Genomic DNA, 25,288 nt, shown 5'->3' with positions numbered 1-25,288 from the left:
ACGGTTTATTGCACAAATTAATATTTCGATAAAAAATGAGGTTTATAATAGCTAACGCATCATCCAAATATATATCAAAAAATAGATATCAAAAAACAGATATAAGAAAAAGATATCAAATCAGGCATTGAATTAGACGATGATAAGCTCAGCTATTTTGACCTTAATAGACTTTTATAGCTTTTCATAAATTTATAGCTTTTAATGAATTGATAGGTTTTAAAATTGGGTTCGATGACAGGTTTTAATTGTAAACTTTAACCCATTTTTTAGTTTCGCAAGAATTTAATATAAGAAAAGATTTAGCCTGGTTAGATAATTATTGTTTTGAATTTTTATTTATTGAATAAACACTTATGTTAATGATGATATCGCAACATAGGACTGGTAAAATAGGTGTTTATTCGCTTGATTTAATTCGTATACATATGTTCGCTTAAAAATTGTATACTTAGTTCATTATAAAGCATTGACAACGTTTAATTTATGGTCAGTCGGCTATAGCGCTCTGACCTTGCTACATTTGTTCAACTATGATTATTTTAAATTTATTGCTCTAAATACGTTAATTGGGTTAGGCCAAGTCTCATAAAAATCATATCAATTTTGGTCTTTCTCAATGCTTATAAGCTCTTAGCAATTATGAGCATTTTTTAGTTGATTATTACAAATATAGATAAATTTTTTATTAACTTCAAACTAAAGGAACCTACTACTATAATGTCAAAAATTATTTATACAAAAACCGACGAAGCCCCAGCGTTAGCTACCCTTTCTTTCTTGCCTATCGTTGAAGCTTTCACTAAGACATCAGACATATCTGTTGAGACTAGCGATATTTCTTTAGCGGCTCGCATACTGGCCGAATTCCCTGATTATTTAACTGAAGAACAACGAGTTCCGGATAACTTAGCTACTTTAGGTCGTCTGACTCAAGATCCAAATACCAATATCATCAAACTACCCAATATTAGTGCTTCTGTACAGCAACTAAAAGCAGCTATTAAAGAGTTACAAAACAAAGGCTATGCCCTACCTGACTATCCTGAAGACCCACAAACTGATGAAGAGCTAGAGCTACGTAAGCGTTATGGTAAGGCTCTTGGTAGTGCGGTTAACCCTATATTGCGTGAAGGCAACTCAGACCGCCGTGCCCCAAAAGCTGTTAAGAACTATGCGCGTAAGCATCCGCATTCAATGGGTGAATGGAAACAATGGTCAATGACTCACGTCTCTCACATGCATTATGGTGATTTTTATAGTGGCGAGCAGTCGATGACCCTAGATAAGGCCCGTACAGTACGTATGGAGCTATTATTAAGCGATGGCACTACCAAAGTTCTAAAGCCTGAGATTGCACTAAAAGACAAAGAAGTCATCGATCTAATGTTTATGAGCAAAAAAGCATTGCTTGAGTTCTACGAGCGTGAAATGGAAGATTGCCGCGATGCGGGTATCTTATTCTCATTACACGTTAAAGCGACTATGATGAAGGTGTCTCACCCAATCGTATTTGGTCACGCTGTTCGTATCTACTATAAAGAAGCCTTTGAAAAACATGGTGAGCTTTTTGATGAGTTGGGTATTAACGTCAATAATGGTATGGCTGACTTGTACGAAAAAATTAAGACATTGCCTGCTTCAAAACGTGAAGAAATTGAGCATGATTTACATGCATGTCAAGAGCATCGTCCTCGTCTAGCCATGGTAGATTCTTCTAAAGGTATTACAAACTTCCACTCACCAAGTGATGTTATTGTTGATGCGTCAATGCCAGCTATGATTCGTAATGGCGGTAAGATGTGGGGTGCAGATGGCAAAATGTATGACTGTAAAGCTGTTATGCCAGAGTCAACTTTTGCGCGTATCTATCAAGAAATGATCAACTTTTGCAAATGGCATGGTAATTTTGACCCCACTACTATGGGTACTGTACCCAACGTAGGTCTAATGGCTCAAAAAGCTGAAGAATATGGGTCACATGATAAGACCTTTGAATCTAGTGATTCGGGTATTGCACGTATCGTAGACATTGAAACAAATGAAGTATTGATGGAACAAGCTATTGAGAAAGGTGATATCTGGCGTATGTGTCAGGTCAAAGATGAGCCGATACAAGACTGGGTTAAACTTGCTGTTCGCCGTGCCCGTGAATCAGATACGCCAGTTGTGTTCTGGCTGGATCCTTACCGTCCACATGAAAACGAACTTATCAAAAAAGTACAAACTTATTTGAAAGACTATGACACAGAAGGTTTACGTATTTATATTATGTCACAAGTACGTGCTATGCGTTATACTTTAGAGCGTGTATGGCGTGGTTTAGATACTATTTCTGCGACTGGTAATATCCTACGTGATTATTTGACCGACTTATTCCCAATCTTAGAGTTGGGTACTAGTGCTAAGATGCTGTCTGTGGTGCCATTGATGAAAGGTGGCGGTTTATTCGAGACAGGCGCTGGCGGGTCAGCACCAAAACATGTACAGCAGCTATTAGAAGAAAACCACTTGCGCTGGGATTCACTGGGAGAATTCTTAGCCCTGACAGTTTCATTAGAACATTTAGCTTCTACGCAAGACAATGCTAAAGCAAAAGTATTGGCAGACACCCTTGATAAAGCGATCGAGACGTTACTCCTCAATGACAAGTCTCCTTCACGCTCTACTGGTGAGTTAGACAACCGTGGTAGCCACTTCTATCTAGCTATGTACTGGGCTCAAGAGCTAGCGAATCAAGACATTGACAGCGAGTTGAAAGCACAGTTTGCTCCTGTTGCTCAATCTTTAGCTAGTAAAGAAGAGACTATCCTTAAAGAGATGAACGAAGTTCAAGGTAAGCCTGTAGATATCAAAGGTTACTTTTTTGCCGATGAAGAAGTGGCTAAGAGCGTTATGCGTCCAAGTCATACTTTTAATGAAGTTATTGATTCTATCTAAGTTAGCAGTTAGCTATTATTTAAGCTAGGCTTATAACAAACAATTAAGCTATGTTCTACTAAAACACTGTTAGATATGTCTATAATTTATATCGATCCGATCATACCCCATGGATAATTCCTTGGGGTATTTTTTGGGCTTAATAAAGCTCACAACTAGATACGATTTGTAAACTGACTATAAAGCTGCCCATTTAGTATGATTAAACTTTCTCAAAACGCTCAAGCAAATTACAAGCTTACAAATAACTCATTTATAACAATAAAAAGGATTTACAATACTTATGTCAAAAATTATATATACCATAACAGATGAAGCGCCAGCACTTGCTACTCACTCATTTTTACCTATTGTGGAAGCCTTTACTAAGACAGCGGGCATAGAAGTTGAAACCAGTGATATCTCATTGGCCAGCCGCATATTAGCAGTGTTTCCTGATTACCTTGATGAATCACAGCGTGTTCCTAATGACCTTGAACAACTAGGAGAATTGGTATTAAAGCCTGAAGCCAACATCATTAAACTGCCTAACATTAGTGCTTCTATTCCTCAATTAAAAGCTGCGATTAAAGAGCTGCAAGATAAAGGGTTTAATCTACCTGATTATCCTGATAAGCCTGAGACAGATGAAGAAAAAGACGTTCGTACTCGTTACGATAAAATTAAAGGCAGTGCCGTTAACCCTATCATTCGCGAGGGTAATTCCGACCGCCGTGCGCCAAAAGCTGTTAAGGCTTATGCTAGAGCCAATCCCCATTCTATGAAACCTTGGTCACCTGACTCTAAGACACATGTGGCAACCATGGCTTGTTGTGACTTTGTTGACGATGAAAAATCCATTACCATAGATGAACCAACTAATTATCGTGTGGTTTATACCGATGAGAATGGGCAGCAGACTGAGCTTATGTCGCCTGCTCCCTTGCTAAAAAATGAATTATTCGATACCTCTATTCTAAGCTTTAATGTATTGACTCAGTTTTTAGAGCAGCAAGTACAAGATGCCAAAGCCAAAAACGTATTGTTCTCTATTCATTTAAAAGCGACAATGATGAAGGTGTCTGATCCTATTATATTTGGGGATGCAGTGCGCGTTTACTTCAAAGATTTGTTTGACAAATATGGCGATCTTTTTGACAAGATTGGCGTTGATGCAAACAATGGGTTCGCTCAGTTACTATCCAAAATCGAAGAGCTACCTGAAGACAAACGTAATGAAATTAAAGCTGATATTCAAAAGGTTTATGATAAAAACCCTCCATTAGCTATGGTGAATTCAGAAAAAGGCATTACCAATCTTCATGTACCTAGCGATGTCATTGTTGATGCTTCCATGCCAGCCATGATCCGTGACGGCGGTAAGATGTGGGGTCCAGATGGCAAGCTTCATGATACCAAAGCGGTCATTCCTGACAGTAGCTATGCTGAACTTTATGACGAGACTATCAAATTCTGTAAAGAAAATGGTGCCTTTGACCCAGCAACTATGGGTACTGTCCCTAATGTAGGTCTCATGGCTCAAAAAGCAGAAGAATACGGTTCTCACAACACCACTTTTCAGCTCCCTGGCAAAGGTAAAGTTCAAGTCATTGATGATAATGGCACGGTATTAACCGAGCACAAAGTTAATGCAAAAGACATCTGGCGTATGAACCGAGTTAAAGATGCTCCGATACAAGACTGGGTCAAGTTAGCGGTCACCCGTGCTCGTGCTAGTGGTATGCCAGCGGTATTTTGGTTAGACAAGACACGTGCTCACCATGCCGCTTTAATTGAAAAAGTAGAACTCTATCTTAAAGACCATGACACAGAAGGTTTAGATATCAGTATCATGCCTATTAGACAAGCCACTCGTTATACACTCGAGCGCTTAAAAGCGGGTAAAGATACCATCTCAGTAACAGGTAATGTACTTCGTGATTATCTGACTGATTTATTTCCTATTTTAGAGTTAGGTACCAGTGCTAAGATGCTGTCTATCGTACCGCTGATGAATGGTGGCGGATTGTTTGAGACAGGCGCTGGTGGTTCAGCTCCAAAGCATGTACAACAATTACTTGAAGAAAATCATTTACGCTGGGATTCGCTAGGTGAATTTTTGGCTTTAGCGGTATCGCTTGAGCATGAGGCCGAACACGGTAGTGAAGATGGTACTACTCATAATCCAAAAGCACAGCTTTTGGCAGATACTTTAAGTGATGCAACTGAAAGGCTATTGCTTGATAATAAGTCGCCTTCTCGCAAAGTAGGCGAACTAGATAACCGAGGCAGCCATTTTTATCTGGCTATGTACTGGGCTCAAGAATTGGCTAAGCAGGATAAGGACAAAGCGCTTAAAGAGCGATTTACACCCCTTGCTAAGACCCTTGGTGATAATGAAGACAAGATTGTAAAAGAGTTAAATGACGTACAGGGTAAACCTGTTGATTTAAAAGGCTATTATCGACCAGACGATGCTATTGTGAAGCAAGTTATGCGCCCAAGTAAAACTTTTAATGAAGCCATAGCCTCACTCTAGGCACATATAATATTTTTAGCTTATGAGTTATTTAGCTCTTGGTAAAAGCATCTCAAATTTTGAGGTGCTTTTTTTATAGACCAAACTATGCAATACAGCATGTTAAAATAAGCAGATATTTATAAACACCATTTTTAAAAATAGTAGATCTCTTATGCCATCCGTTATCCTATTTAACAAACCCTACGGCGTGCAAAGCCAATTTAGTGACGATGCTAATAATAAATTTGCGCCATTATCACACTATTTTAGCGATAAAGCCTTACGCGTCGCAGGTCGACTTGATGCTACTAGTGAAGGTTTATTAATTTTAACAGCAGACGGTCAGGTTAATAAGGCGATAACCCATCCACCCAAAGCCAATCAAGGTCGCAAACAAGGTAAAACGTATCTCGTTCAAGTCGAAGGCATCCCGACCCAAGAACAATTGAATCAATTACAAGAGGGTGTGGTATTAAAAGATGGCAAGACGCTTCCAGCTAAAGTCAATCATGTCAGCGAAGACGAGTTACCCATGCCATTATGGCAACGTGACCCACCAATACGCGAACGTAAAAGCGTCCCTGATTCTTGGCTGATGATAACTATTTATGAAGGTAAAAATAGACAAGTTAGACGCATGACAGCACATGTGGGTCTGCCCTGTCTGCGTCTTATCCGCTGGTCTGTAGCAGGGTTTGAACTGGGGGGGATAGGTGTGGGCGAGTTTGTGCGGGTGAGTTTAAGCCATGATCGTTTAAAAGAGTTGGGGTTGAGGTAACGTTTATTAAGGCGTATTTTAATTTTAATAAATGGCTTTATCAATCAGACGTTCCTAACGTTATATCTAAACCGATATTCAAACTTTGACCATCTATTCACAATCTAGAGGTTTATTTAATTGCATAAGTATAAACCAGTGTATAAAATGTTATGTTATAACATAATATATAATGGAAAATATTTATGGAAGTACTTGCTGTTGATAACTTCAAGAGTCTATATTACTTATTAATTGATGATATAAAAAACCTAAAACCTATTGCAAAACAAAGTTTACTACGTCTATACGAGCAGTTTTCTCAAGGGTTATCTCCGAATACAAAAGACTATCAACTAATCATGCAAGATAATACTCATGCATCATTGTGCATTGACAGTCATGCTGGAAAGATAACATCCTGTTTCGGATGCCAAAGTTATCATTACACTGATGATAAAAAAAATTATACCACTGAACACGTTATTGAATGGCCATCAGGAAAGGTTTTCGCTTGGTGTATTTGGGATGCTTTTTTTATTACTAAGCTCGTAGGAAAATCTGCCACCATTCGTACTGTCGACTTTATTAATAAGACTAAAATTAAGATTGAATTTGATGGCTCAGTTTTTAACTGCGATGACTGCTGGTTTAGTTTTCCGCTTGGAGACACACAAATGAATGAGTCAATACGGGCTTGCTTTTGCTGTCGAACAAAAGCATTTACCAACCCTCAAAATGCACAAATATATGCCAATCAATATAACTGTGAAGTCGTCGATATGACTGAAATATTGGCTCGTACCCAAAAGATAGTGATGGCATTAACTTAAATGTTAATTCCTATATACAGTCACTTGAGCTCGCTTTAAGCTTAGCCTGTAAACTATATCAAAGAATATGATTTATGGAATCAATTCGTTAGGAGATAATATACCCATACCTACCATTATTATCTTGAGTTAAAAATCAAAAAGTTAGGTAAGAGGATAAACGATATGCAAAATATTACGGCGCTTATATTCGATGACTTTGAAACCTTAGATCTCTTCGGTCCTGTTGAAATGTTTGGCAGACTCAATGAGCGTTATACCGTTCAGTTTTGTTCCCCAAACGGCGGGTTAGTTCATAATGCCCACGATGTATCCGTGCCGACTCACTCTGTTACCAATTTACCGAACTCAACCGATATTTTATTGGTCGTTGGTGGACTAGGTACTCGAAAGCAGGCTAAGGATATTCAATTTTTGCAAGGATTACGACAACTGGCCAATGATGCTGAATGGGTATTGTCTGTTTGTACGGGCAGTGCTTTATTGGCGAAAGCAGGCTTACTTGATCACAAGCAAGCGACATCTAATAAGATAGCTTGGGAATGGGCGACGTCACAATCTGATAGCGTAAATTGGATTAAACATGCTCGCTGGGTGGTCGATGGTAAATATTACACCTCTGCTGGGGTGAGTGCTGGCATGGATATGGCATTGGGTTTTATTGCAGATAGACATGGTATTGAGTTTGCTCAGCAAGTGGCTAAAGAAACTGAATATCGATGGGCATCTGATAGTCGTATGGATGAGTTTGGTGAGAATTGAAAATAAAATTGTCATTTAATGCATTGATTAGACTGCTTCGAAAATAAAAAAGAGTACAGACTTCTACCCTTCAAATATAAAATCTCGACTTTACGAAAGAAAAGATTTGATTTTATTTAGTCCTACATAAATTTGCTCTTAGTAAGAGTATGTTGCTACCTTCTTTTTTTAAAGGAAGGGCTGAGGATAGATTGACTTGTAAAAAAACCACCGTTGCTCTAACAAGTTCGTTTAGCCCAGATTGCAGCAGATATACTTGGTACAGTACTGTGGTGCGTGCGCTTGATAGGTGGCGTTATCGTAAAGCAGGAACGACACAGATCATTAGCGCACGCCACAATACCAACCAAGATAGTAGCGAAAATCTGGATTAGCTCCCCTAACCCAACCTACTTCACAAAGCTACTTTACAAAGCTAGGCGTCAACCAAGTCTCATACCCTGACTCGTTCAAACTCAAACTAACTTTGTCTAAGCTTGGATTAGCTGTGATGCCAGATTGGGTTTTGTTAGCCACATCAAAAGTCATTAATTCATCACGGCGGAACGCATGACAAAGTACGGTTTCAAGGTTTGATTCTGCAATACTTTGAAGCTGCTTTTTACTCGCCTTTACGCCATCAATTGCTACAATCACATCCTTAGCAGAAATCCCCGCCTCACTAGCCACGCTATCACGCAACACTTTATTAACATTTAGACCTTCTGTGGTCTCGGTGATTGCAATACCCCAAGGTGAAGTGTTTTCTTTTTCTTCTAACTTGAAGGTTATGCCATTAGTCTGTAGCAAGTCCTGAATAGGTAATTCATCAACGCCATCCACATATCTGGCTTTAAACGCTTTCCATAACTCCTTATCCATAAACTGACCAATGACCGCTTCAAGATTATCATTGTCCATACCAATACGGATACGATTTCCTGCCCTCCCTTGCTCTTTTGCCAAGGTATAAAAAGCTTTTACCACATCAAATAAACGGTATTTACCTGCACTTTGCTGCATTAGGGTCAAGTCTAAACAAAGTGCTACCATTGCTCCTTTATTATAGTAACTGATACCAGCATTACCGGTATTTTCATCGGCACGATACAGCTTAATCCAAGCATCATAGCTTGACTCAGCTACGCTTTGTAGCATACGGCCGTGAGTTTGGGTATAACGGTTAATCTGAGCAGCTAACAATTTAAGATAGCTATATTTGCTGACCACCCCTGATGCCTGTAGCATAAAATCATCAATATAGGAGGTAAAGCCCTCAAACACCCAAAGTAGTGAGGTGTATGCTTCTTTACGTAGATCAACATTGAGCATGACATCAGGACGCACGGTCTTAACCCACCAAGCGTGGAAATACTCATGGCTACACAATCCTAAAAAGCGTTGATAGCTTTCGCTAGGTTCATCAGGCTCTTCGGCTATCGGCAAATCATTACGAGGCGCTACCAAACTAGTCGAGTTAATGTGCTCAAGACCACCATAATCATTACCGCTCGCATAAGTCATAAAAGTATAGCCATGATAGTCTTCACTACCAAATGGAGCATCGCCTAGCCAACTGACATAGGTCTGGCAAATTTGCTTAATATCCTGCTGTAGCCTGCCCATATTGGCTGAGTGCTTACCAGATATATAGAAATGGTGTGCAATAGTATTGTGCCAATTATCGTGAACAATAAAATCAAATTCATCTTGTGGCGCAATCTCGAACGGATAGTCGATAAGTTCATGATAGTTCTCAGCTTGCAGGTGATAATAATGCAAGTTAGCACTGTGCAAGTAAGTTGGCTTAAGACCACAAGCCAGTTTGATTGATCTATCTGCAGCATTAATATCATAAAAAGCTTGAGGTACAATCAACATGACGGTAACTGCAGAATTTTCTAAATTCTGTACTGCTAGTGCCAACGAAGTAAAGTTACCGTAAAGACGCTTTTGATCCACGTAAGCGGTACGAACCGATAAGTCATAACAGTACACTTCATAACTTACCTGTACCGTATCTCCAGCTTTGATATCCGTCAATTGCCATTCATTCTTACTCAGTTTGCGAGCTCTAAGCATAGCAGTTTGAATTTTTTTATCGGGTAGATTCTGAGCGTCTTCTATAAGCTGATTATTGGTTTTCTCTTTAAATTGATTGGTTTTGTCTTTAAGTAGACTGTTTTTATATATAGATAGATAATGCACCGCTGTTATATTTCGAGCAAATTCACGTATCAGATAACTGCCCGGAATCCAAGCAGGTAGCCATAAAACAGGGTTATCTTGTTTAGCGATGAAGGTCAGGCTGACATCCACTATATGCTCTCTAAAACGGCTAAAATTTAAATGATAATCAACCTGTGACAAATTGTCTTGGCTGTTGTTTTTTAAATCTGGATTGCCTTTGATATTCTGCAAAGTGGTCATATTAGGGTTTATATCCATTTCAATGAGTTTTTAGCTTATAAAAAACAGTAACCAGCCTTTAAGACTAATAGATTATTTTAGGCGTTTGCTACTGTAGGATTTAGGACAATGTAAATAAATATTTTAATAGATTGTATTTTATTTATTGTATTTTTTCATATAAGTTAAATATGCTGAACATATAATTAATAGTTCAATAGCTCCTATTATATGAATCACTGGTGGCTATACAACATTAAAATATTAGTCAGATTTTAAGGCATATGAACCTTAAAACTCGTACTTACATTAGATATTAACTGAAATTTTAAATAATTTAGGCTTAATTCAGCCACATTTTGCCAAATCTCTAATAAATAGGCTTATATATTTGTAAAAACCTTAGCAATTTATCAATTAATTTGAGAACATGACTTGAAACTTATGTCTTTCATCGCAATCTATAACACAAGGCAATTTGCAGAGGTGTGGCTAACCAAAAGTTTACGGTAAATGTTAACTATGTTTTCGATATAATTAATCTTATTTTTGCCATAATAAGCACCCTACTTTATTGTATTTTTAACATATAGAACGCCTATATTTTTTTGAGGAAATTTTATGACAACCATCGCAAAAGATACTGCTGTACGCTTTAATTACATTCTAAAAGACGAGAATGGCAACGTTATTGACCAATCACAAGGTGAGCCATTGGCTTACTTACATGGTCATAACAACATCATCCCAGGTCTTGAAAAAGAGCTTGAAGGCAAGTCTGCTGGCGAATCATTAACAGCAGTTATCGAACCTGCTGACGCTTATGGTGAATACCAAGAGCAAGCAGTACAACAAGTACCTCGCTCTAATTTCCAAGGGGTTGATAACATTCAGCCTGGCATGCAGTTCCAGTCTGAAGCTGAAGGTCAAGTTATGCTTGTAACTGTTACTGATGTGAATGATGAAACAGTAACGGTAGATGCTAACCATCCATTAGCTGGCAAAAAATTAAGCTTTGATGTTGAAATCGTTGAAGTACGTGCAGCCACAGAAGACGAACTAAACCATGGTCACGTGCATGGCACTGGTGGTGTACAACATTAATAACTATTGAACTCTTATTCAATTGGTTATTTATTTGATAAAAGCGCTTAAGTTGCATGACTTATTAAACTCAAATTTAATTAAATTATAGCAATAAATAGCCAATCAAATTTAAATAAAAAAAGAGCCATTCTTATTTAATGAATGGCTCTTTTTTTTGGTTTAAATATCTTTGCTGTTATAATAACTTTGCTATTATAAAGGTATTTATTCTGCTGCTATTTGTTTAAGGTCAGTCTTTATACCAACATCATTACACTCTAGTTTATCATCACTTTTATCATCGCCCGCTTTATAAATACGATGCGCTGGAAAGAAAACACTGAAGGTTGACCCTTTGTTTTCCTCTGACTCAATGTTCAGTTTAGCATCATGCTGATAGAGCACATGTTTTACGATTGCCAATCCAAGTCCAGTACCACCAGTACTTCTACTGCGACCACTGTCTACCCGATAAAAACGTTCCGTTAAGCGTTCAAGGTGCTCACTGGCAATTCCAATTCCATTGTCTTGAACTGAAAATAGACACCCATTTTTAACCTCTTGCCAAGCAATTCTAATCTCACCCCCTTTAGGCGTGTACTTTATAGCATTGGTAACTAAATTTAATAAAGCGCTATTGAGATAAACAAAAGAGCCATAAACATCTAATTGAGAGTCAATATGTAGGTCGATCAAATGGCCATAATCTTTATTATAGATTTGAGTATCATCGAAGATACTGGTCAATAGTTTCGGCATATCTACCCGCTCAGAACGAATAGCCTCTTCATTCTCAAGACGTGATAACAGCAATAAATCATTAATAATGCGATTCATACGCTCGGTTTGTTGGGTCATTAAGTTAAAGCCACGCTTCCATTTTGGATCTAAGTCAGGCTGATCTGAAAAGGTTTCAATATAGCCCATCAAAACAGTTAGTGGCGTTCTTAATTCGTGCGAGACATTACCCACAAAGTCTTTACGCATCTGTTCTAAATGCTGTAATCGAGTCACATCATAAATAATTAATAGCTTTTCTGCGCCAAAGTGAGTGACTTCACACTGTAAATAACGTTCATAGTTACGCCAAGAGCGCAATCTCAACCCTTCATTGGGAGAAACCGCATTGATATAATAATCTTGAAACTCTGGCACATTGATCAAATCTAAGATACTTCGACCTTGATCTTCTGAGCGCAGGTCTAATAAGGTCTCAGCCGCTTGGTTCCACCACTCTAAGGTATCTTCTTTATCTAGTAAAATCACCGCATCTTGCAGTGCCAGTAAGGAGCTACGAATCTTTTTAATTAATCCCATCATTTTCTGATGGGTCATTTGCTCTTGTTTTTTACTATCGTAAAGCTGATTGGCGATAAAGGTTAAGCTGCCTGACAATACGGGAGGTGGCAAAGTTAAAGACTTACTCGTCCAATTATAGAACTTCTGAACAGCATACAGACGCCAAACATGATAAAGCAATAAGGCTATAATAATGCCCCAAAGCATTGAACCAAGATAAGCGCCGACTGCTATTGCGGATAGTATTAATATGACCAACCATTTGAAATCAGACCAAAATAAAGTGGTGCCATGGCGATCGTCACCTTGTCTATCCAGTCTAACTTGCTTTTCGTTAAGTAAACTGGGTGCCTGACTTTTTTTATTCGAGGATTTAAGTGGCTTAACAGATTTCTCCAAATCAGATTGCTTAGTGTTTTCTGCCGCTAGTTGGTCATCAACCTCTTGCTTATCGACTTCTAAAGTAGGCTTCTTGTCCGATGACAAACTCATGGCATTCTCAACTGTCGTAATACAAATGATAAAAGAAAATGGCTAAATATTTAGATTATTAAAAAATTATAACCTATTTTAAGCCCTTTATTAAATCAATGCACTTGAGTTGAGAAGCGATAACCTGTGCCACGAACTGTTTGGATAAACCCGGCATATTCGTATGGCTCAAGTACTTTGCGTAAGCGTCGAATATGAACATCAATAGTACGATCTTCTACATAAACGTTGCCACCCCAGACTTGATCTAACAACTGAGTTCGGGTATAAGCTCGCTCTGGGTGACTCATAAAGAAAGCCAATAGACGATATTCAGTGGGTCCAATATCAACTGGCGTACCATCAGCTGATAGACGTTGACTCACGGGATCTAGACTCAATCCTTTAGCTTCAATAGGCTTTTCGCCAGATAAAACACTACTGCGTCGCAGAACAGCTTTGATTCTTGATACAAGCTCTCTAGTAGAGAATGGCTTAGTGATATAATCATCAGCACCGGCATCCAATCCTTGTACTTTATTATCTTCTTCACCGCGTGCGGTTAACATAATAATTGGAATCTCAGACAGCATCTCGTCCTTCTTAAGACGACGACATAAATCAATGCCTGATTGATTGCCAGGTAACATCCAATCTAATAATATCATTGCCGGTCTGTGATCCACCACTTGGTTGTGAGCATCATTCACATCCTCCGCTTGCAGACATTCAAATCCTGCCATCTCTAAAGTAGTAATAATCATCTCGCGGATGGCAGGTTCATCTTCTACAACCAATATGGTTTCAGTATTCATGCTATTGTCCTATAGTTTACGTCACTGATATTGTTGAATAATGGATAAGTACAATATCAGAACGCTGTAATATATCTCGTAAAATTATGACCGTTATATTACAGCTTATAATTATGACAAATCGATGACAAGCAACTAACTTATTAGACTAAGTTATCATTTAATTTAACAATCATTTTTATAATGAATCAAAAAGCCCTTTTTAAATTCAATAATAATCGATTTCTAAAATGAAATTAAGCGGGCCATCGTTGTCAGCTTTGACCAACATATTAGCCCCAAACTCACCTGTCTTTACTTCTCCATACTGCTGTTTTGCATACGCAACCATTTGTTCGAATAAGGCATTGGCTATCTGTGGTGCCATTGCCCTGCCAAAATCTGGCCGACGACCTTTGTCAGTTTTTGCCATTAAAGTAAATTGTGATACCAATAGTAGCCCACCCTGTACTTGCTGTACATTTTGGTCAAGCTTACCAGCTTCATTGTCAAATATGCGGTAAGTCAAAATTTTATCGATCATTTTTTTTGCGGTTTGCAACGTATCTTCTGGACCTAAACCAATATAAGCCAAAATACCTTTATTAATTTCTCCCACCGTATTCCCCTCTACTACTACGCTCGCTTTGGTAACCCTTTGAATCAATGTCTTCATAATTTATATACCTCCTAATTTAGTTTTTTTAAGGTTAATGAAGACCAATATCTTCTATCTATACCCTTATATTAGATAGCATTCATGATAAACTAATCTTATATTTAACCCTATCAATGAATCTTTATTTCCCTATCTTACGTTGAACAGCCTTATGAAAAATATTATGAAAGAGTCAATCAAAAAACAAGCTCAACAGCTGCTAACCAAAGACGGTATATTTACTGCCATACAACATGTTGTGCCTCAACAAAAGTTAAGCGAAACCGCAGGTCGGCTTGCTGCTAGCAACAACCCATTCGTAAAGAAGGCTTTTGTTAGTATGTTTGCCAAAGCGTATGGCATTACATTAGATGAGTATGGTAGAAAAAACCTAAGCGACTTTAAAAGCTTCAATGATTTTTTTACTCGTGAATTAGCAAAGGATGCTCGCCCTATTAATGACACTGCAAACGGCATTGTCTCGCCTGCTGATGGCGTAATTTCACAGATAGGTTATATTGAACAAGATCAATTACTGCAAGCCAAAGGTCGTTACTATGCCGTCGGCCATTTATTGGCAGACACTGACAATAAGGATGCTGATTATTACAGTGCTGGTAGTTTTGCCACTGTTTATCTGGCACCCAGTAATTATCATCGTGTACACATGCCTTTTGATGGCAAATTGATCGAAACCCGTTATGTGCCCGGTGCTTTATTCTCAGTTAATAATGTTACTGCTCAAAATGTTCCTGATTTGTTTGCGCGCAATGAGCGTCTAGTTTGTATTTTTGAGACTCAACATGGCCGTGCTGCAGTGGTGTTGGTAGGGGCAATGATTGTTGCAGGAATTGAAACGGTTGCTACCGGCAAAATCGAGCGCAGTGACTCTATACAAACCCTAGCGCATAATCTCACCCTTAATAAAGGCGATGAATTAGGACGCTTCTATTTGGGCTCTACCGCAATTGTGGTAATGCCAAAGTCGGCCGGTGTTGAGTGGTCAAAAACTATGCAATCTGGTTCTGCAGTGCAGATGGGACAACTTTTGGGAATAGCCAATAAGTAATCTCGAATAAGCTTTCCATCCAAAATACATCTTATATACCTGTTATTCACATAGGTCATAGTCATAATCAATTATCTTTGACTGCTGTGATGTACAGGTAATCCTATGCCCAATTTAGAATCTTCATCAAACGCTTCTAACAAATCCTTATCAAATGCTACCTCACATACAGCCGCATGTAGGCAGTCCACTCATCTTGCTATAAAAAACCATCATAAAAAATATCACCTTATAAAAATAATTTTTTTGCTGATATTTGTTTTGGGCATTCTGGTATTGCTTATTTCCAAAGAATCAAGCGAACAAGAATTAGAAAAATTGATAAGAGTGCAATCCTCTTTCGAGCAATCGGGTTATGATAAACATTTTTCACCCTCACCACTCAGTCTTGCTGAAGCGAATATAGATAAAGTATATGCTGATAAATCCACACAAAAATTATATCTCCTGCAAGATGGTAAAGCGGTTAAAAGTTATCATATTGCGCTAGGAGATGTGGTTAAAGGCCATAAGCAGCAAGAAGGTGATGAGCGAACACCAGAGGGCTTATATATTTTAGATTATAAAAATGAGAATTCAATTGCACATCGATCCATCCATATTAGCTACCCCAATAATACAGATAGAGCGCAAGCTAAGACTCGTGGCGTTAATCCTGGTGGCGATATTATGATACATGGTCAAATGAATGGATTTGGACAATTTGCAGAGCTAACCCAGCAGCGAAATTGGACCGATGGCTGTTTGGCAGTTACCAATGCCGAAATGGATGAGATTATGAATGCCGTTAAAGTGGGAACCCCAATTGAAATCGTGTGGTAAGTAGGGTTTAGGGCAATACATGAAAATTGTATGAAGTTTTATACCTTAATTTTATATAAATCTTCATATAGGTTAACTATCTTCTATTAGCCAACCTTTTTGCGTGGCATACTCTATTTGCTTTGATATCCACTTATGTAAACTAGGAAAAATATCTGCAATAAACGCATGCATGCCAGCTACTTGTGAGCGCTTAACCTCATGATCACGCCAAGTCTTACCTTCAGTATTTATATTTAACAAAAATGGTAATAATCGATCAATAACCTTAAGTAGCTGAGCCTCATTACTACTGCCTGTCTCTTGTTCATCCCAAATATCTACTAAATCATGAATCCCATTGCCAGGCTGTGCCATTAATCGCTCAATGCCTTGTCGCTCTTGAACATGAGCTTGGCTACGGGTATCGGCATATAAGAATGTATCGCCAGCATCAATTTCACCCAAATCGTGCACTAATGCAAGTTTAAGTAGCTTCTCAAGATTAACATCAAGATTACATAGCTCAGCAATAGACCAACAGGCCATCGCCAAATGCCAAGAATGCTCAGCTGAGTTTTCTAATCGGTCAGTCTGGGGCACATAACTACGTCGATTAACTCGCTTTAAAGCATCAAGCTCTAATAAGTACTTACTCACCTCTTCTATATCAATTTTGTCATTATTAATTAATGGCATAATTTAGCCTCTATTATCAAAAAAAATACTCTGTTTGATGTTTATATCCATCTTAGGTCAACTATCTGTTATCAGATATTAAACTGAGCTAACTTAACTAAATTAGCTAACTAAATAATGAATCGGGTTTTATGTTGATAAAACCTATCTAAAGGCACATAATAAATTATCACTTATGCTACGACAAGGATGATCTATGCCAGTAGATGATGCAGCAACCCATGAGCCAAATCCAAAGATTATGCCCAAGGATAGTGGCAAAAATACTCAAGCTCAACTAAAAAAGCCCTTTCAAAAGTGGCGAGTTATTGCCGGCTTTTCATTATTACTCGGCGTCAATCAATTCTTATGGCTAACCTTCGCGCCTATTATTATTAGTACCCAACAGCATTTTGGTGTCGGTGAGTTTTGGGCAAATCTTTTAACTCTGATGTTTCCTATAGTATTTGTGATATTGGCCATACCTTCAGGCAGGTTATTGGACCATGTTGGCTACAAAAAGGTGGTCGGTTATGCAGCTATCCTAATGTTAGCAGGCGCAATTGTACGTTGGCTAGGTATGAGTCAATATTGGCTGGTTTTGGTCGGCCAACTACTCATTGCCATAGCTCAGCCCTATATTACCAATGCCATCAACTTAGTGACTACAGACTGGTTTGATAAGTCACAAATCGCCACAGTGACAGGCGTTATTATGGGCGGTATGTTTCTTGCCACTGCACTAGGCGCCTTTGCCCCTGCTCCATTGATCAAGCTGTTTGGATTTTCTGGAATGTTGTTAATAAATATCGCTGTGACTGCAGTAGCGGTATTGGTTTTTTTTATAATGGTAGAAGAAAAGCCCAGACGTCAAGCGGTGGTTATTTCACTTGGTGAAATCGAATCATTACTCAAAAACAAACGTTTATGGCTTATCTCATTGTCAGTTTTTATTGCCATGGGTTACTTTAATGGGCTAAGTAATTGGATAGCGCCTATTTTAGCGCCTAGAGGCATCAGCGAAACTACAGCAGGTATCATCACAGCCATGCTTATCGTCGGTGGTATCCTAGGGGCTTTGACTATTCCCTTACTATCTGATTATTTACAAAAGCGTCGCCTGTTTTTAATATTATCCACTATCGTGGGTGCCGTTGCTACCTACCCGCTGCTTTATACCACCACAGGTACAGCCACACTGGTTACCAGCTTTTTATTGGGTTTCTTTTTGCTGGCGGGTTATCCATTACTGATTGCGGCGGCTGAAGACACGGTTCATCCTTCACAAGCGGCTTCAGCTGTAGCCATGCTTATGATGATGGGCAATTTGGGTGGAGTGGTGATCGTAATGATAATGCAAGGCGTTAAAGCAACCACAGGTAGTTGGTCTTACACTGGCTGGGTATTGATTGTTGCAGTGGTTATTGCAGGATTTTTAGTCCTACAACTTAAAGATAGAGCCACGGTTACTAGAAGAATAGCTTAGCTTAGCTTAACCTAACTCACATTAACGCTTTAATTAAGCCTACTAGGTAATTTTAGGCTATTTAACAAGCTGACTAATTGCTTTAAAGGCAGGATCCTTACTGGATCGACAAAGCTCAAATAAGATTGCTTCTGTAGTGGTTATGACTGCACCGGCTCTCCGCATACGACGAATCGCTTGACGACGATCATAAGCATTACGTGAGCCTGTAGCATCAGCTATGACTACCGGCTGCATGCCATTATCGAGCAAATCTAGTACCGTTTGTAATACACAAACATGAGTTTCTACCCCAAACACCAAGATCGAAATACGGTTCTGCTGCGCCAAATAGTTCCAAGTTTCATCATTGTCACAGCCACTAAAAGTGACTTTTTCAATAATCTTGGCCTTTGAAGTATCAAGTACTTCCATTATCTCAGGAATCGTTTCACCAAGCCCCTTTTTGTATTGCTCATTAAGCACAAGGGGTACACCAAGTATTTGTAGGCCTTGAATTAAAGTAACTATCTTTAAAATTATCTCTTGTTGACGATATATATGTGGCGTAAGCTTCTCTTGCACATCAATGATCATCGCTTGAGTATTATCGCGCATAATACGATAGGTTTTATCAGTGGTGATAGTTTTTGACATAACACACTCCTTGTGTTTTTGGGAACCAAAATATCAATTACTATTAAGTCATATTAGTATCACTAGGTCAAACGCTTTGGTGCACACAAGTTATAATATAAACCCAAATACCGTAGTAATCGTTAGGCTTTAATATCACTAATCATCCAGTGCAAAGCATGCAGTACTTGGCATCGAGTACCTTAGATCGAGTACTAAGCATTCAGTAAAGTTAAAAAGTATTAACTATCCGCGATACCGACAATATTAATCTGTCGCTCATAAAAGCCCATATGACCATAATTACCAGCTTTGCTAATTATCGCCTTAACACGGACACGGTTTAGGGTATAAAAACTATCTACTACCCCTCTTTTTTTGGCCAAATCATCTAAGATATTACTAGGGTCAGAGATATGATATTGCATGCCCTGTTCGGATGTCAGGCTAAACTGCTCTAAAGACTTATGCACACTGCCAACAATCACTTGAGGTTTTAATGAATCTTGTCCTACTTTGTCAGCCATTGCATTGGCCACAAGTTTACTATTTGAAAAAAAACTCAAACCAATGCCAATTGCTGAAATGACAAATAGCTTGGTTAAAGTGCCTCTACGATTAGGAGTTTCACTGGGAGATAGTGAGTCATGGGTAGCTGGTATATTTTTAGAAATTTTATTAATAGACATAACCACAGTACCTTTTATTTTATATCCTTTGATTGAGATTTTTATATCCTTCGCTTAAGAAAAAATGCCTTGAAAGACCATACCTTGAAAGACAATGGCTTAAGAGATAACACAAAAATAGCCACCTAAAATAAGACAAAAAAAGCACCTCTAACATTACGCTAGAGGTGCTTTTGATGCAACATAATAAAGGTTACAAGCTTAATTTTATCTCGCTTTAAGAAGCATTTTAAAAACTATACACGCTCAATCACTGTAGAGATACCTTGACCTAGACCGATACACATAGTGGCCAAACCAATTTCTGTATCCATTTGTTCCATAGCATTGAGTAGAGTTACGGTGATACGCGCACCAGAACAGCCTAGTGGGTGACCTAAAGCAATAGCGCCGCCATTAATGTTTATGATGTCCTGTTTATCTGAAAGATTTAATGCTTTTAATACAGATAAACCTTGTGCAGCAAACGCTTCATTAAGTTCAATGGTTTGTATGTCATCTAAGCTCATACCAGCACGTTTAAGCGCTTTTTGAGTAGCAGGCACTGGACCATAGCCCATGATAGCAGCATCACACCCTGCAACTGCCATGCTACGAATACGAGCGCGAGGCGTAAGACCTAGATCTTTCGCTTTTTGAGCGCTCATAACAAGCATTGCTGAAGCACCGTCTGATAATGCTGAAGACGTCGCTGCAGTAACCGTACCATTGGCTGGATCAAATACTGGACGTAGTTTTGCTAGTGATTCCATTGTGGTATCCGGACGAATAACCTCATCAACCGTACACAGCTGAAGATGACCTTGCTCATCGTGGCCTTCAATACCAATGATTTCATTGTCAAAACGACCATGGGTAGTCGCATCCCAAGCACGACGATGAGATTCAAGCGCGAACGCATCTTGCTGCTCACGAGTGATGCCGTTCATACGACCTAGCATCTCAGCGGTTAAGCCCATCATGTTAGAAGCTTTTGCATAGTGCTTAGAAGCTGCAGGGTTGATATCAATGCCGTGCATCATACCAACGTGACCCATATGCTCTACACCACCAATGATGAACACATCACCTTGGTCGGTCATAATTTGAGCAGCTGCAGTATGAAGCGCTTGCATCGATGACCCACATAGACGGTTAACTGTTTGGCCACCGGCAGTTTTTGGAATGTCTGCTAATAGACCTATATTACGACCAATATTCATACCTTGTTCTAGAGTCTGGTTCACACATCCCCAGATCACATCTTCAACTTCATTGGTGTCAAAATCGTTACGTTTAACTAAAGCACGTACCAGCTCAGCTGACATGCTATCTGCACGAACGTTACGGAACATACCATTCTTAGATTTACCCATTGCAGTACGCACGCCATCTACGATGACCACGTCTTTTGGACTTAATGTTGTCATGTATTACTCCTTGAATTTTTATCGTATCGCCAACTTAACCCAGTTTCATTATTTAACGGTTCTAAATTTATTATCATAATGGGTTAAGCTGGCCACCTAATTAATTGCTAGCTATTTGGTCATTGCAAATGATTATTAAGCTTTTGGGTAAAAAGTTTCACCAGCGGCTGCCATATCACGAATTTTTTGCGGTGCTTCATATGCTTTACCAAGATGAGCATATTTTTCACATAACGCAAGGTAGTCATCAAGACCAACTTGGTCAATGTAACGGCATGGACCACCACGGAATGGAGGGAAACCAACGCCCATAATCATCGCCATATCTGCCTCAGCTGGCGTAGATACGATATTGTCTTCTAAGCAGCGAACTGTCTCATTACAGAATGCAAGCATCATGCGATCAATAATAGTCTGATCATCGAACTGTTGTTTTTCGCTATCCGTGGTTTCTTTTAACAGCTCATAAGTGGCTTCATCAGCAGTTTTTTGAGGCTTGCCTCGTTTGTCGTTTTCATATTTGTAGAAGCCAACGCCATTTTTTTGACCCAGACGATTGTTCTCAAATAGATGCTTGATAGCGCCTTTATAGTCAGGTTTCATGCGATCTGGGAAGCCTTCAGCCATGACTTCTGCGCCATGTACGCCAGTGTCTAAGCCAACCACATCGATTAAGTAAGCAGGACCCATAGGCCAACCGAACTTTTGCATCACTTTGTCAACTTGGACAAAGTCTGCACCTTGTTTAAGCAGAAGATCAAACGCACCAAAGTATGGGAACAACACACGGTTAACTAAGAAACCTGGACAATCATTCACCACAACAGGTACTTTACCCATACGCTGCGCTAGCGCTACAGTTGTTGAAACCGCTTCTTCTGATGATTTCTCACCACGGATAACTTCAACTAATGGCATGCGATGTACAGGGTTAAAGAAGTGCATACCCACAAAATTCTCAGGGCGCTCAAGTACCGTGGCTAAGTAAGTGATAGAGATTGTTGAAGTGTTAGACGCTAAAATGGCATTTTCTTTGACCAAGCCTTCTACTTCTTTTAAAACCGCATGTTTAACTTTTGGATTTTCAACAACCGCTTCAATAACGATGTCAGTTTCACCAAAGTCGCCATAGTTAAGCGTAGGACGAATACGGCTTAGCGTCTCACCCATTTGTGCTGGGGTCATTTTTTTACGTTCTACCATTTGGCTAAGTAGCTTGCTCGCTTCGCCCATACCTAAGTCTAATTGTGCAGACTTGATATCTTTCATGATAATTGGCAAGCCTTTTGAAGCTGCTTGATAGGCGATACCGCCGCCCATGATGCCAGCACCGAGTACAGCGGCTTCATTGATATCATGTGCTGATTTGGTATGCTGTTTGGCAAGTTTCTTAACCACTTGATCATTTAAGAACACACCCACTAAGCTTGCAGCTTGTGGTGTTTTAGCTGCTTTTGCAAAGGCTGCTGCTTCAACTTTAATTGCTTCATTACGAGGCAGGTTGACATGCTTTTCAATCGCTTCGATTGCGATAGCAGGCGCAGGATATTGCTTTGGATTGGCTTTTGCAAAGATTGCAGCTTTAGCACTGCTAAAGGCCATAGTTTGTTCAAGTTGGTTTAACTTAACAGGGTTTAATTTCTCTTCACGTCGTGCTTGCCAGTCTAAATCACCTGCGATGGCTTTTTTAACCAAGTCAATAGCCGCGTTTTCAAGATCATCTTGAGCAACAACTGCATCAACCAAACCAAGTTTAAGAGCTTCGGCAGGCTTTTGAGCTTTACCAGTTGCGATTAATTCTAAAGCATTGTCAATACCAATAACTCGTGGGGTACGTACGCTACCGCCGAATCCTGGGAAAATACCTAGTTGAGTTTCTGGCAGACCGATTTGAGCGTTTTCGCTCATAATGCGATATTCACAAACCAATGTCATTTCGCAGCCACCACCTAGTGCTGCACCATTAATGGCCGCAACTTTAGGAAATGGTAAATCTTCAAAGCGATTAAATACACCGTTGATTTCAACGATCCAATTTTTAATTTCTTCTTCTTCTTTATTAAAATGTCCAACAAATTCTGTAATATCTGCACCAGCGATAAACACGCCTTTAGAAGAGGTAACAATTAGACCTTTTACATTGTCTGCTTGTTCTAATGCGGTTACAGCTTCGTCGAATTGTTTATTGGTTTCAGCATCAAATTTATTAACGCTCTCACCTTCAGCGTTGTACTGCATGTTGGCAATGCCATCATCCAATAGTGATACGGTAATGCGGTTACCTTGATATATCATGTAAATCTCCTTGTTATTTTAGTGATTTATTATAAGCTTTGCGCGCTCTTACACCACGCCCTAAGCTAAAGTACGTTGATCAAAGTTTAATCATAGTTTAATAGGCTCAATAATCTAATTAGCTCAGACTAAGCTTAAGCGTAAAAACATATGCTCAAAACGATTCTATAGTATTAGAATATATACAGTGTATTAGATTACTATTATATAACTTGCTCATTTATATCTTGGAGCAAACCTCTTTTTTTTATGACGTTTTTGGTTTACGGCGGTTAGTGTAGGGGATTTAACCCCCTACTGTCACAGCGCAATCACTGACTCATAGGTCATATATTTTAATGTTTATTTCTTACAGAAATATTTATTACCCTAAATATAATCCTTGCGGTTAAAGTATTGTTTAGCTATGAAGTGACTGAACGAGTAATCTAACTACACTGAGTATTATAAGCAATTAATTAAACGCACTATCAGTAAGGTTGCTAAGTTTTGTAAGCTGACTACAGGTCATAAACATAACTTGCACATGTTAAACTAGTCCCCATAAAGATAAGAACAACCTAACTTTAATCTATGCCCTATTTTAATTTAAGCCATCTTTTAATTTAAGCTTTAATCTAGACGTTAGTTAGTCAACAGTTAGTCAACCCTCTTCTGTATCGAGCATCGGTTCTATGATGAAACAGCCAATCAATTTTGAAAAATTAAGTCAACAGGTCATTACTACATTAGAGGCCGATATTGATTCTTTGTTAAACCATGCCAACTTGCCAAACCCTTTAAATGAAGCCTGTCATTACGCCATGATGGGACAAGGCAAGCGTGTGCGTCCGTTATTGGTCGCTTGTGGTTATCAGACAGTGATGCAAAATAAGGCTATGACTACTTCAGGTCTGACTATAGCGTTTGAGATATCGTCAGAGCTGCCAGTGAACTGCCGACGAGCCATGCTTGCCGTGGAGCTTTTACACACCTACTCGCTTATCCATGACGATTTACCTTGCATGGATGATGATGACTTACGTCGTGGTCGCCCTACTTGTCATATCAAATTCGATGAAGCTACAGCTATGTTAACCGGTGATGTGTTACAAACGCTAGCTTTTGAAATATTAACCGCTAATATAGATGGGTTTGAAGCTATACCTGATGATCAGGTTGCCAAGCTACTTAAAGTATTTGCCCCAAGAGCCAGAAAAATGGTCTCAGGACAGATGTTAGATTTAAATGCTGAAAATAGACAGATAGATCAAGACCATCTTGAAACAATACACCGTGATAAGACTGGTGCATTGATTGAAGCGGCAGTATTAATGGGTGGCGTTTGCGCCGAAGCTAGCGCTGAGCAATCACAATCGCTAATGCATTTTGCCAAAAACATTGGTCTGGCATTTCAGGTACAAGATGATATTTTGGATGTGACTGCCAGCACGGATACTTTAGGTAAACCAGCGGGTAGCGATGAGGGTCTAAATAAGTCCACTTATGTCAAATTGATGGGCGTTGAAAAAGCTACCGACTATGCCCAATCCTTATTCGTAGATGCCAAGCAAGCGGTGGATAGCTGCTTTAGTGAAAAAAGCGTGCTAAATGCCTTAGCAGATTGGCTATGGCAACGTCAGAAGTAATAAGGATAGTACTATTAGACTGACTAATAATTGACTATAATGTAACCTAATTTATTACTCAATATAAATATCTTATTCAACTTCTAATTAAGCATCTAACCAAACAGCTAACTAATTAACTACCCAATTA

General features: G+C 39.0%; 20 protein-coding genes. 11 read left to right on the top strand and 9 right to left on the bottom strand.

The window, feature by feature from the left end:
• The first annotated feature begins 720 nt into the window (after positions 1-720).
• The 6 genes from QZ265_RS00280 to QZ265_RS00255 all read left to right on the top strand — a co-directional run bounded on the left by QZ265_RS00280 (position 721) and on the right by QZ265_RS00255 (position 8,166).
• A complete protein-coding gene (locus QZ265_RS00280; RefSeq protein WP_296402222.1) occupies positions 721-2,940 on the top strand; it encodes an NADP-dependent isocitrate dehydrogenase in 2,220 nt (739 codons plus the stop codon).
• Between the two features lie 283 nt (positions 2,941-3,223).
• Positions 3,224-5,458, top strand: coding sequence for an NADP-dependent isocitrate dehydrogenase (locus QZ265_RS00275; protein ID WP_296402219.1), 2,235 nt, complete (start codon positions 3,224-3,226; stop codon positions 5,456-5,458).
• 154 nt (positions 5,459-5,612) lie between these two features.
• The gene (locus QZ265_RS00270; RefSeq protein ID WP_296402217.1) at positions 5,613-6,218 is read left to right on the top strand and encodes a pseudouridine synthase; all 606 of its coding nucleotides are present in this window, start codon (positions 5,613-5,615) and stop codon (positions 6,216-6,218) included.
• Positions 6,219-6,403: 185 nt separating this feature from the next.
• Positions 6,404-7,030 carry an organomercurial lyase gene (merB, locus tag QZ265_RS00265; RefSeq protein ID WP_296402215.1) on the top strand — a complete coding sequence of 209 codons (627 nt, stop codon included), beginning with the start codon at positions 6,404-6,406 and terminating at the stop codon, positions 7,028-7,030.
• A gap of 165 nt (positions 7,031-7,195) precedes the next feature.
• A complete protein-coding gene (locus QZ265_RS00260) occupies positions 7,196-7,792 on the top strand; it encodes a DJ-1/PfpI family protein (RefSeq protein ID WP_296402213.1) in 597 nt (198 codons plus the stop codon).
• A 149-nt stretch (positions 7,793-7,941) separates the two neighbouring features.
• Positions 7,942-8,166 carry a hypothetical protein gene (locus tag QZ265_RS00255; protein ID WP_296402211.1) on the top strand — a complete coding sequence of 75 codons (225 nt, stop codon included), beginning with the start codon at positions 7,942-7,944 and terminating at the stop codon, positions 8,164-8,166.
• Positions 8,167-8,194: 28 nt separating this feature from the next.
• Here QZ265_RS00255 and QZ265_RS00250 read toward each other — a convergent pair whose 3' ends face one another.
• Positions 8,195-10,201: a PDZ domain-containing protein gene (locus QZ265_RS00250; RefSeq protein WP_296402209.1), complete on the bottom strand. Its 2,007-nt coding sequence runs from the start codon at positions 10,199-10,201 to the stop codon at positions 8,195-8,197.
• A gap of 600 nt (positions 10,202-10,801) precedes the next feature.
• Here QZ265_RS00250 and QZ265_RS00245 point away from each other — a divergent pair.
• Complete coding sequence (locus QZ265_RS00245) at positions 10,802-11,284, top strand: peptidylprolyl isomerase (protein ID WP_296402207.1); 483 nt, start codon at positions 10,802-10,804, stop codon at positions 11,282-11,284.
• A 207-nt stretch (positions 11,285-11,491) separates the two neighbouring features.
• Here the strand turns inward: QZ265_RS00245 and phoR are convergent, their stop codons facing one another.
• The 3 genes from phoR to dtd all read right to left on the bottom strand — a co-directional run bounded on the left by phoR (position 11,492) and on the right by dtd (position 14,506).
• Positions 11,492-13,057: a phosphate regulon sensor histidine kinase PhoR gene (gene phoR, locus QZ265_RS00240; RefSeq protein WP_296402205.1), complete on the bottom strand. Its 1,566-nt coding sequence runs from the start codon at positions 13,055-13,057 to the stop codon at positions 11,492-11,494.
• Positions 13,058-13,152: 95 nt separating this feature from the next.
• Complete coding sequence (phoB, locus tag QZ265_RS00235; protein WP_296402203.1) at positions 13,153-13,851, bottom strand: phosphate regulon transcriptional regulator PhoB; 699 nt, start codon at positions 13,849-13,851, stop codon at positions 13,153-13,155.
• 208 nt (positions 13,852-14,059) lie between these two features.
• The gene (gene dtd / locus QZ265_RS00230) at positions 14,060-14,506 is read right to left on the bottom strand and encodes a D-aminoacyl-tRNA deacylase (RefSeq protein ID WP_296402201.1); all 447 of its coding nucleotides are present in this window, start codon (positions 14,504-14,506) and stop codon (positions 14,060-14,062) included.
• Between the two features lie 166 nt (positions 14,507-14,672).
• Between dtd and asd the strand changes: the two genes are divergently transcribed.
• Together asd and QZ265_RS00220 are read left to right on the top strand one after the other, a co-directional pair.
• A complete protein-coding gene (gene asd, locus QZ265_RS00225) occupies positions 14,673-15,557 on the top strand; it encodes an archaetidylserine decarboxylase (protein WP_296402199.1) in 885 nt (294 codons plus the stop codon).
• A 105-nt stretch (positions 15,558-15,662) separates the two neighbouring features.
• Complete coding sequence (locus QZ265_RS00220) at positions 15,663-16,379, top strand: L,D-transpeptidase family protein (protein ID WP_296402197.1); 717 nt, start codon at positions 15,663-15,665, stop codon at positions 16,377-16,379.
• Positions 16,380-16,451: 72 nt separating this feature from the next.
• Here the strand turns inward: QZ265_RS00220 and QZ265_RS00215 are convergent, their stop codons facing one another.
• Positions 16,452-17,057: an HD family hydrolase gene (locus QZ265_RS00215; RefSeq protein ID WP_296402196.1), complete on the bottom strand. Its 606-nt coding sequence runs from the start codon at positions 17,055-17,057 to the stop codon at positions 16,452-16,454.
• Between the two features lie 196 nt (positions 17,058-17,253).
• Here QZ265_RS00215 and QZ265_RS00210 point away from each other — a divergent pair, with 196 nt between their 5' ends.
• Positions 17,254-18,522, top strand: a complete 1,269-nt coding sequence (locus tag QZ265_RS00210) for an MFS transporter (RefSeq protein ID WP_296402195.1) — start codon at positions 17,254-17,256, stop codon at positions 18,520-18,522.
• A gap of 57 nt (positions 18,523-18,579) precedes the next feature.
• Here the strand turns inward: QZ265_RS00210 and QZ265_RS00205 are convergent, their stop codons facing one another.
• The 4 genes from QZ265_RS00205 to fadB form a co-directional block, all read right to left on the bottom strand.
• On the bottom strand, positions 18,580-19,158 hold the full coding sequence (locus QZ265_RS00205; protein WP_296402193.1) for an isochorismatase family protein: 579 nt from the start codon (positions 19,156-19,158) through the stop codon (positions 18,580-18,582).
• A gap of 221 nt (positions 19,159-19,379) precedes the next feature.
• Positions 19,380-19,826, bottom strand: coding sequence for a hypothetical protein (locus QZ265_RS00200; protein WP_296402191.1), 447 nt, complete (start codon positions 19,824-19,826; stop codon positions 19,380-19,382).
• A gap of 236 nt (positions 19,827-20,062) precedes the next feature.
• Positions 20,063-21,235, bottom strand: a complete 1,173-nt coding sequence (gene fadA / locus QZ265_RS00195) for an acetyl-CoA C-acyltransferase FadA (protein WP_296402189.1) — start codon at positions 21,233-21,235, stop codon at positions 20,063-20,065.
• A 135-nt stretch (positions 21,236-21,370) separates the two neighbouring features.
• Entirely contained in the window at positions 21,371-23,530 is a 2,160-nt protein-coding gene (gene fadB / locus QZ265_RS00190) for a fatty acid oxidation complex subunit alpha FadB (RefSeq protein ID WP_296402187.1), read from the bottom strand.
• 677 nt (positions 23,531-24,207) lie between these two features.
• Between fadB and QZ265_RS00185 the strand changes: the two genes are divergently transcribed.
• A complete protein-coding gene (locus QZ265_RS00185) occupies positions 24,208-25,158 on the top strand; it encodes a polyprenyl synthetase family protein (protein WP_296402185.1) in 951 nt (316 codons plus the stop codon).
• Positions 25,159-25,288: the final 130 nt, after the last annotated feature.

It is taken from the genome of Psychrobacter sp. (assembly GCF_018260395.1).
GTDB lineage: Bacteria > Pseudomonadota > Gammaproteobacteria > Pseudomonadales > Moraxellaceae > Psychrobacter.
This window is presented reverse-complemented; position numbering and strand designations above follow the sequence as displayed.

Bases quoted from the DNA above. Each gene is read 5' to 3' on its own strand.
- fadB (WP_296402187.1), bottom strand. From the start codon at position 23,530: ATGATATATCAAGGTAACCGCATTACCGTATCACTATTGGATGATGGC.
- QZ265_RS00210 (WP_296402195.1), top strand. From the start codon at position 17,254: ATGCCAGTAGATGATGCAGCAACCCATGAGCCAAATCCAAAGATTATG.
- QZ265_RS00200 (WP_296402191.1), bottom strand. From the start codon at position 19,826: ATGTCTATTAATAAAATTTCTAAAAATATACCAGCTACCCATGACTCA.
- QZ265_RS00205 (WP_296402193.1), bottom strand. From the start codon at position 19,158: ATGTCAAAAACTATCACCACTGATAAAACCTATCGTATTATGCGCGAT.
- QZ265_RS00250 (WP_296402209.1), bottom strand. From the start codon at position 10,201: ATGACCACTTTGCAGAATATCAAAGGCAATCCAGATTTAAAAAACAAC.
- QZ265_RS00245 (WP_296402207.1), top strand. From the start codon at position 10,802: ATGACAACCATCGCAAAAGATACTGCTGTACGCTTTAATTACATTCTA.
- dtd (WP_296402201.1), bottom strand. From the start codon at position 14,506: ATGAAGACATTGATTCAAAGGGTTACCAAAGCGAGCGTAGTAGTAGAG.
- phoR (WP_296402205.1), bottom strand. From the start codon at position 13,057: ATGAGTTTGTCATCGGACAAGAAGCCTACTTTAGAAGTCGATAAGCAA.
- phoB (WP_296402203.1), bottom strand. From the start codon at position 13,851: ATGAATACTGAAACCATATTGGTTGTAGAAGATGAACCTGCCATCCGC.
- QZ265_RS00275 (WP_296402219.1), top strand. From the start codon at position 3,224: ATGTCAAAAATTATATATACCATAACAGATGAAGCGCCAGCACTTGCT.
- QZ265_RS00185 (WP_296402185.1), top strand. From the start codon at position 24,208: ATGAAACAGCCAATCAATTTTGAAAAATTAAGTCAACAGGTCATTACT.
- fadA (WP_296402189.1), bottom strand. From the start codon at position 21,235: ATGACAACATTAAGTCCAAAAGACGTGGTCATCGTAGATGGCGTGCGT.
- QZ265_RS00260 (WP_296402213.1), top strand. From the start codon at position 7,196: ATGCAAAATATTACGGCGCTTATATTCGATGACTTTGAAACCTTAGAT.
- QZ265_RS00280 (WP_296402222.1), top strand. From the start codon at position 721: ATGTCAAAAATTATTTATACAAAAACCGACGAAGCCCCAGCGTTAGCT.
- QZ265_RS00270 (WP_296402217.1), top strand. From the start codon at position 5,613: ATGCCATCCGTTATCCTATTTAACAAACCCTACGGCGTGCAAAGCCAA.
- QZ265_RS00255 (WP_296402211.1), top strand. From the start codon at position 7,942: ATGTTGCTACCTTCTTTTTTTAAAGGAAGGGCTGAGGATAGATTGACT.
- QZ265_RS00215 (WP_296402196.1), bottom strand. From the start codon at position 17,057: ATGCCATTAATTAATAATGACAAAATTGATATAGAAGAGGTGAGTAAG.
- asd (WP_296402199.1), top strand. From the start codon at position 14,673: ATGAAAGAGTCAATCAAAAAACAAGCTCAACAGCTGCTAACCAAAGAC.
- QZ265_RS00220 (WP_296402197.1), top strand. From the start codon at position 15,663: ATGCCCAATTTAGAATCTTCATCAAACGCTTCTAACAAATCCTTATCA.
- merB (WP_296402215.1), top strand. From the start codon at position 6,404: ATGGAAGTACTTGCTGTTGATAACTTCAAGAGTCTATATTACTTATTA.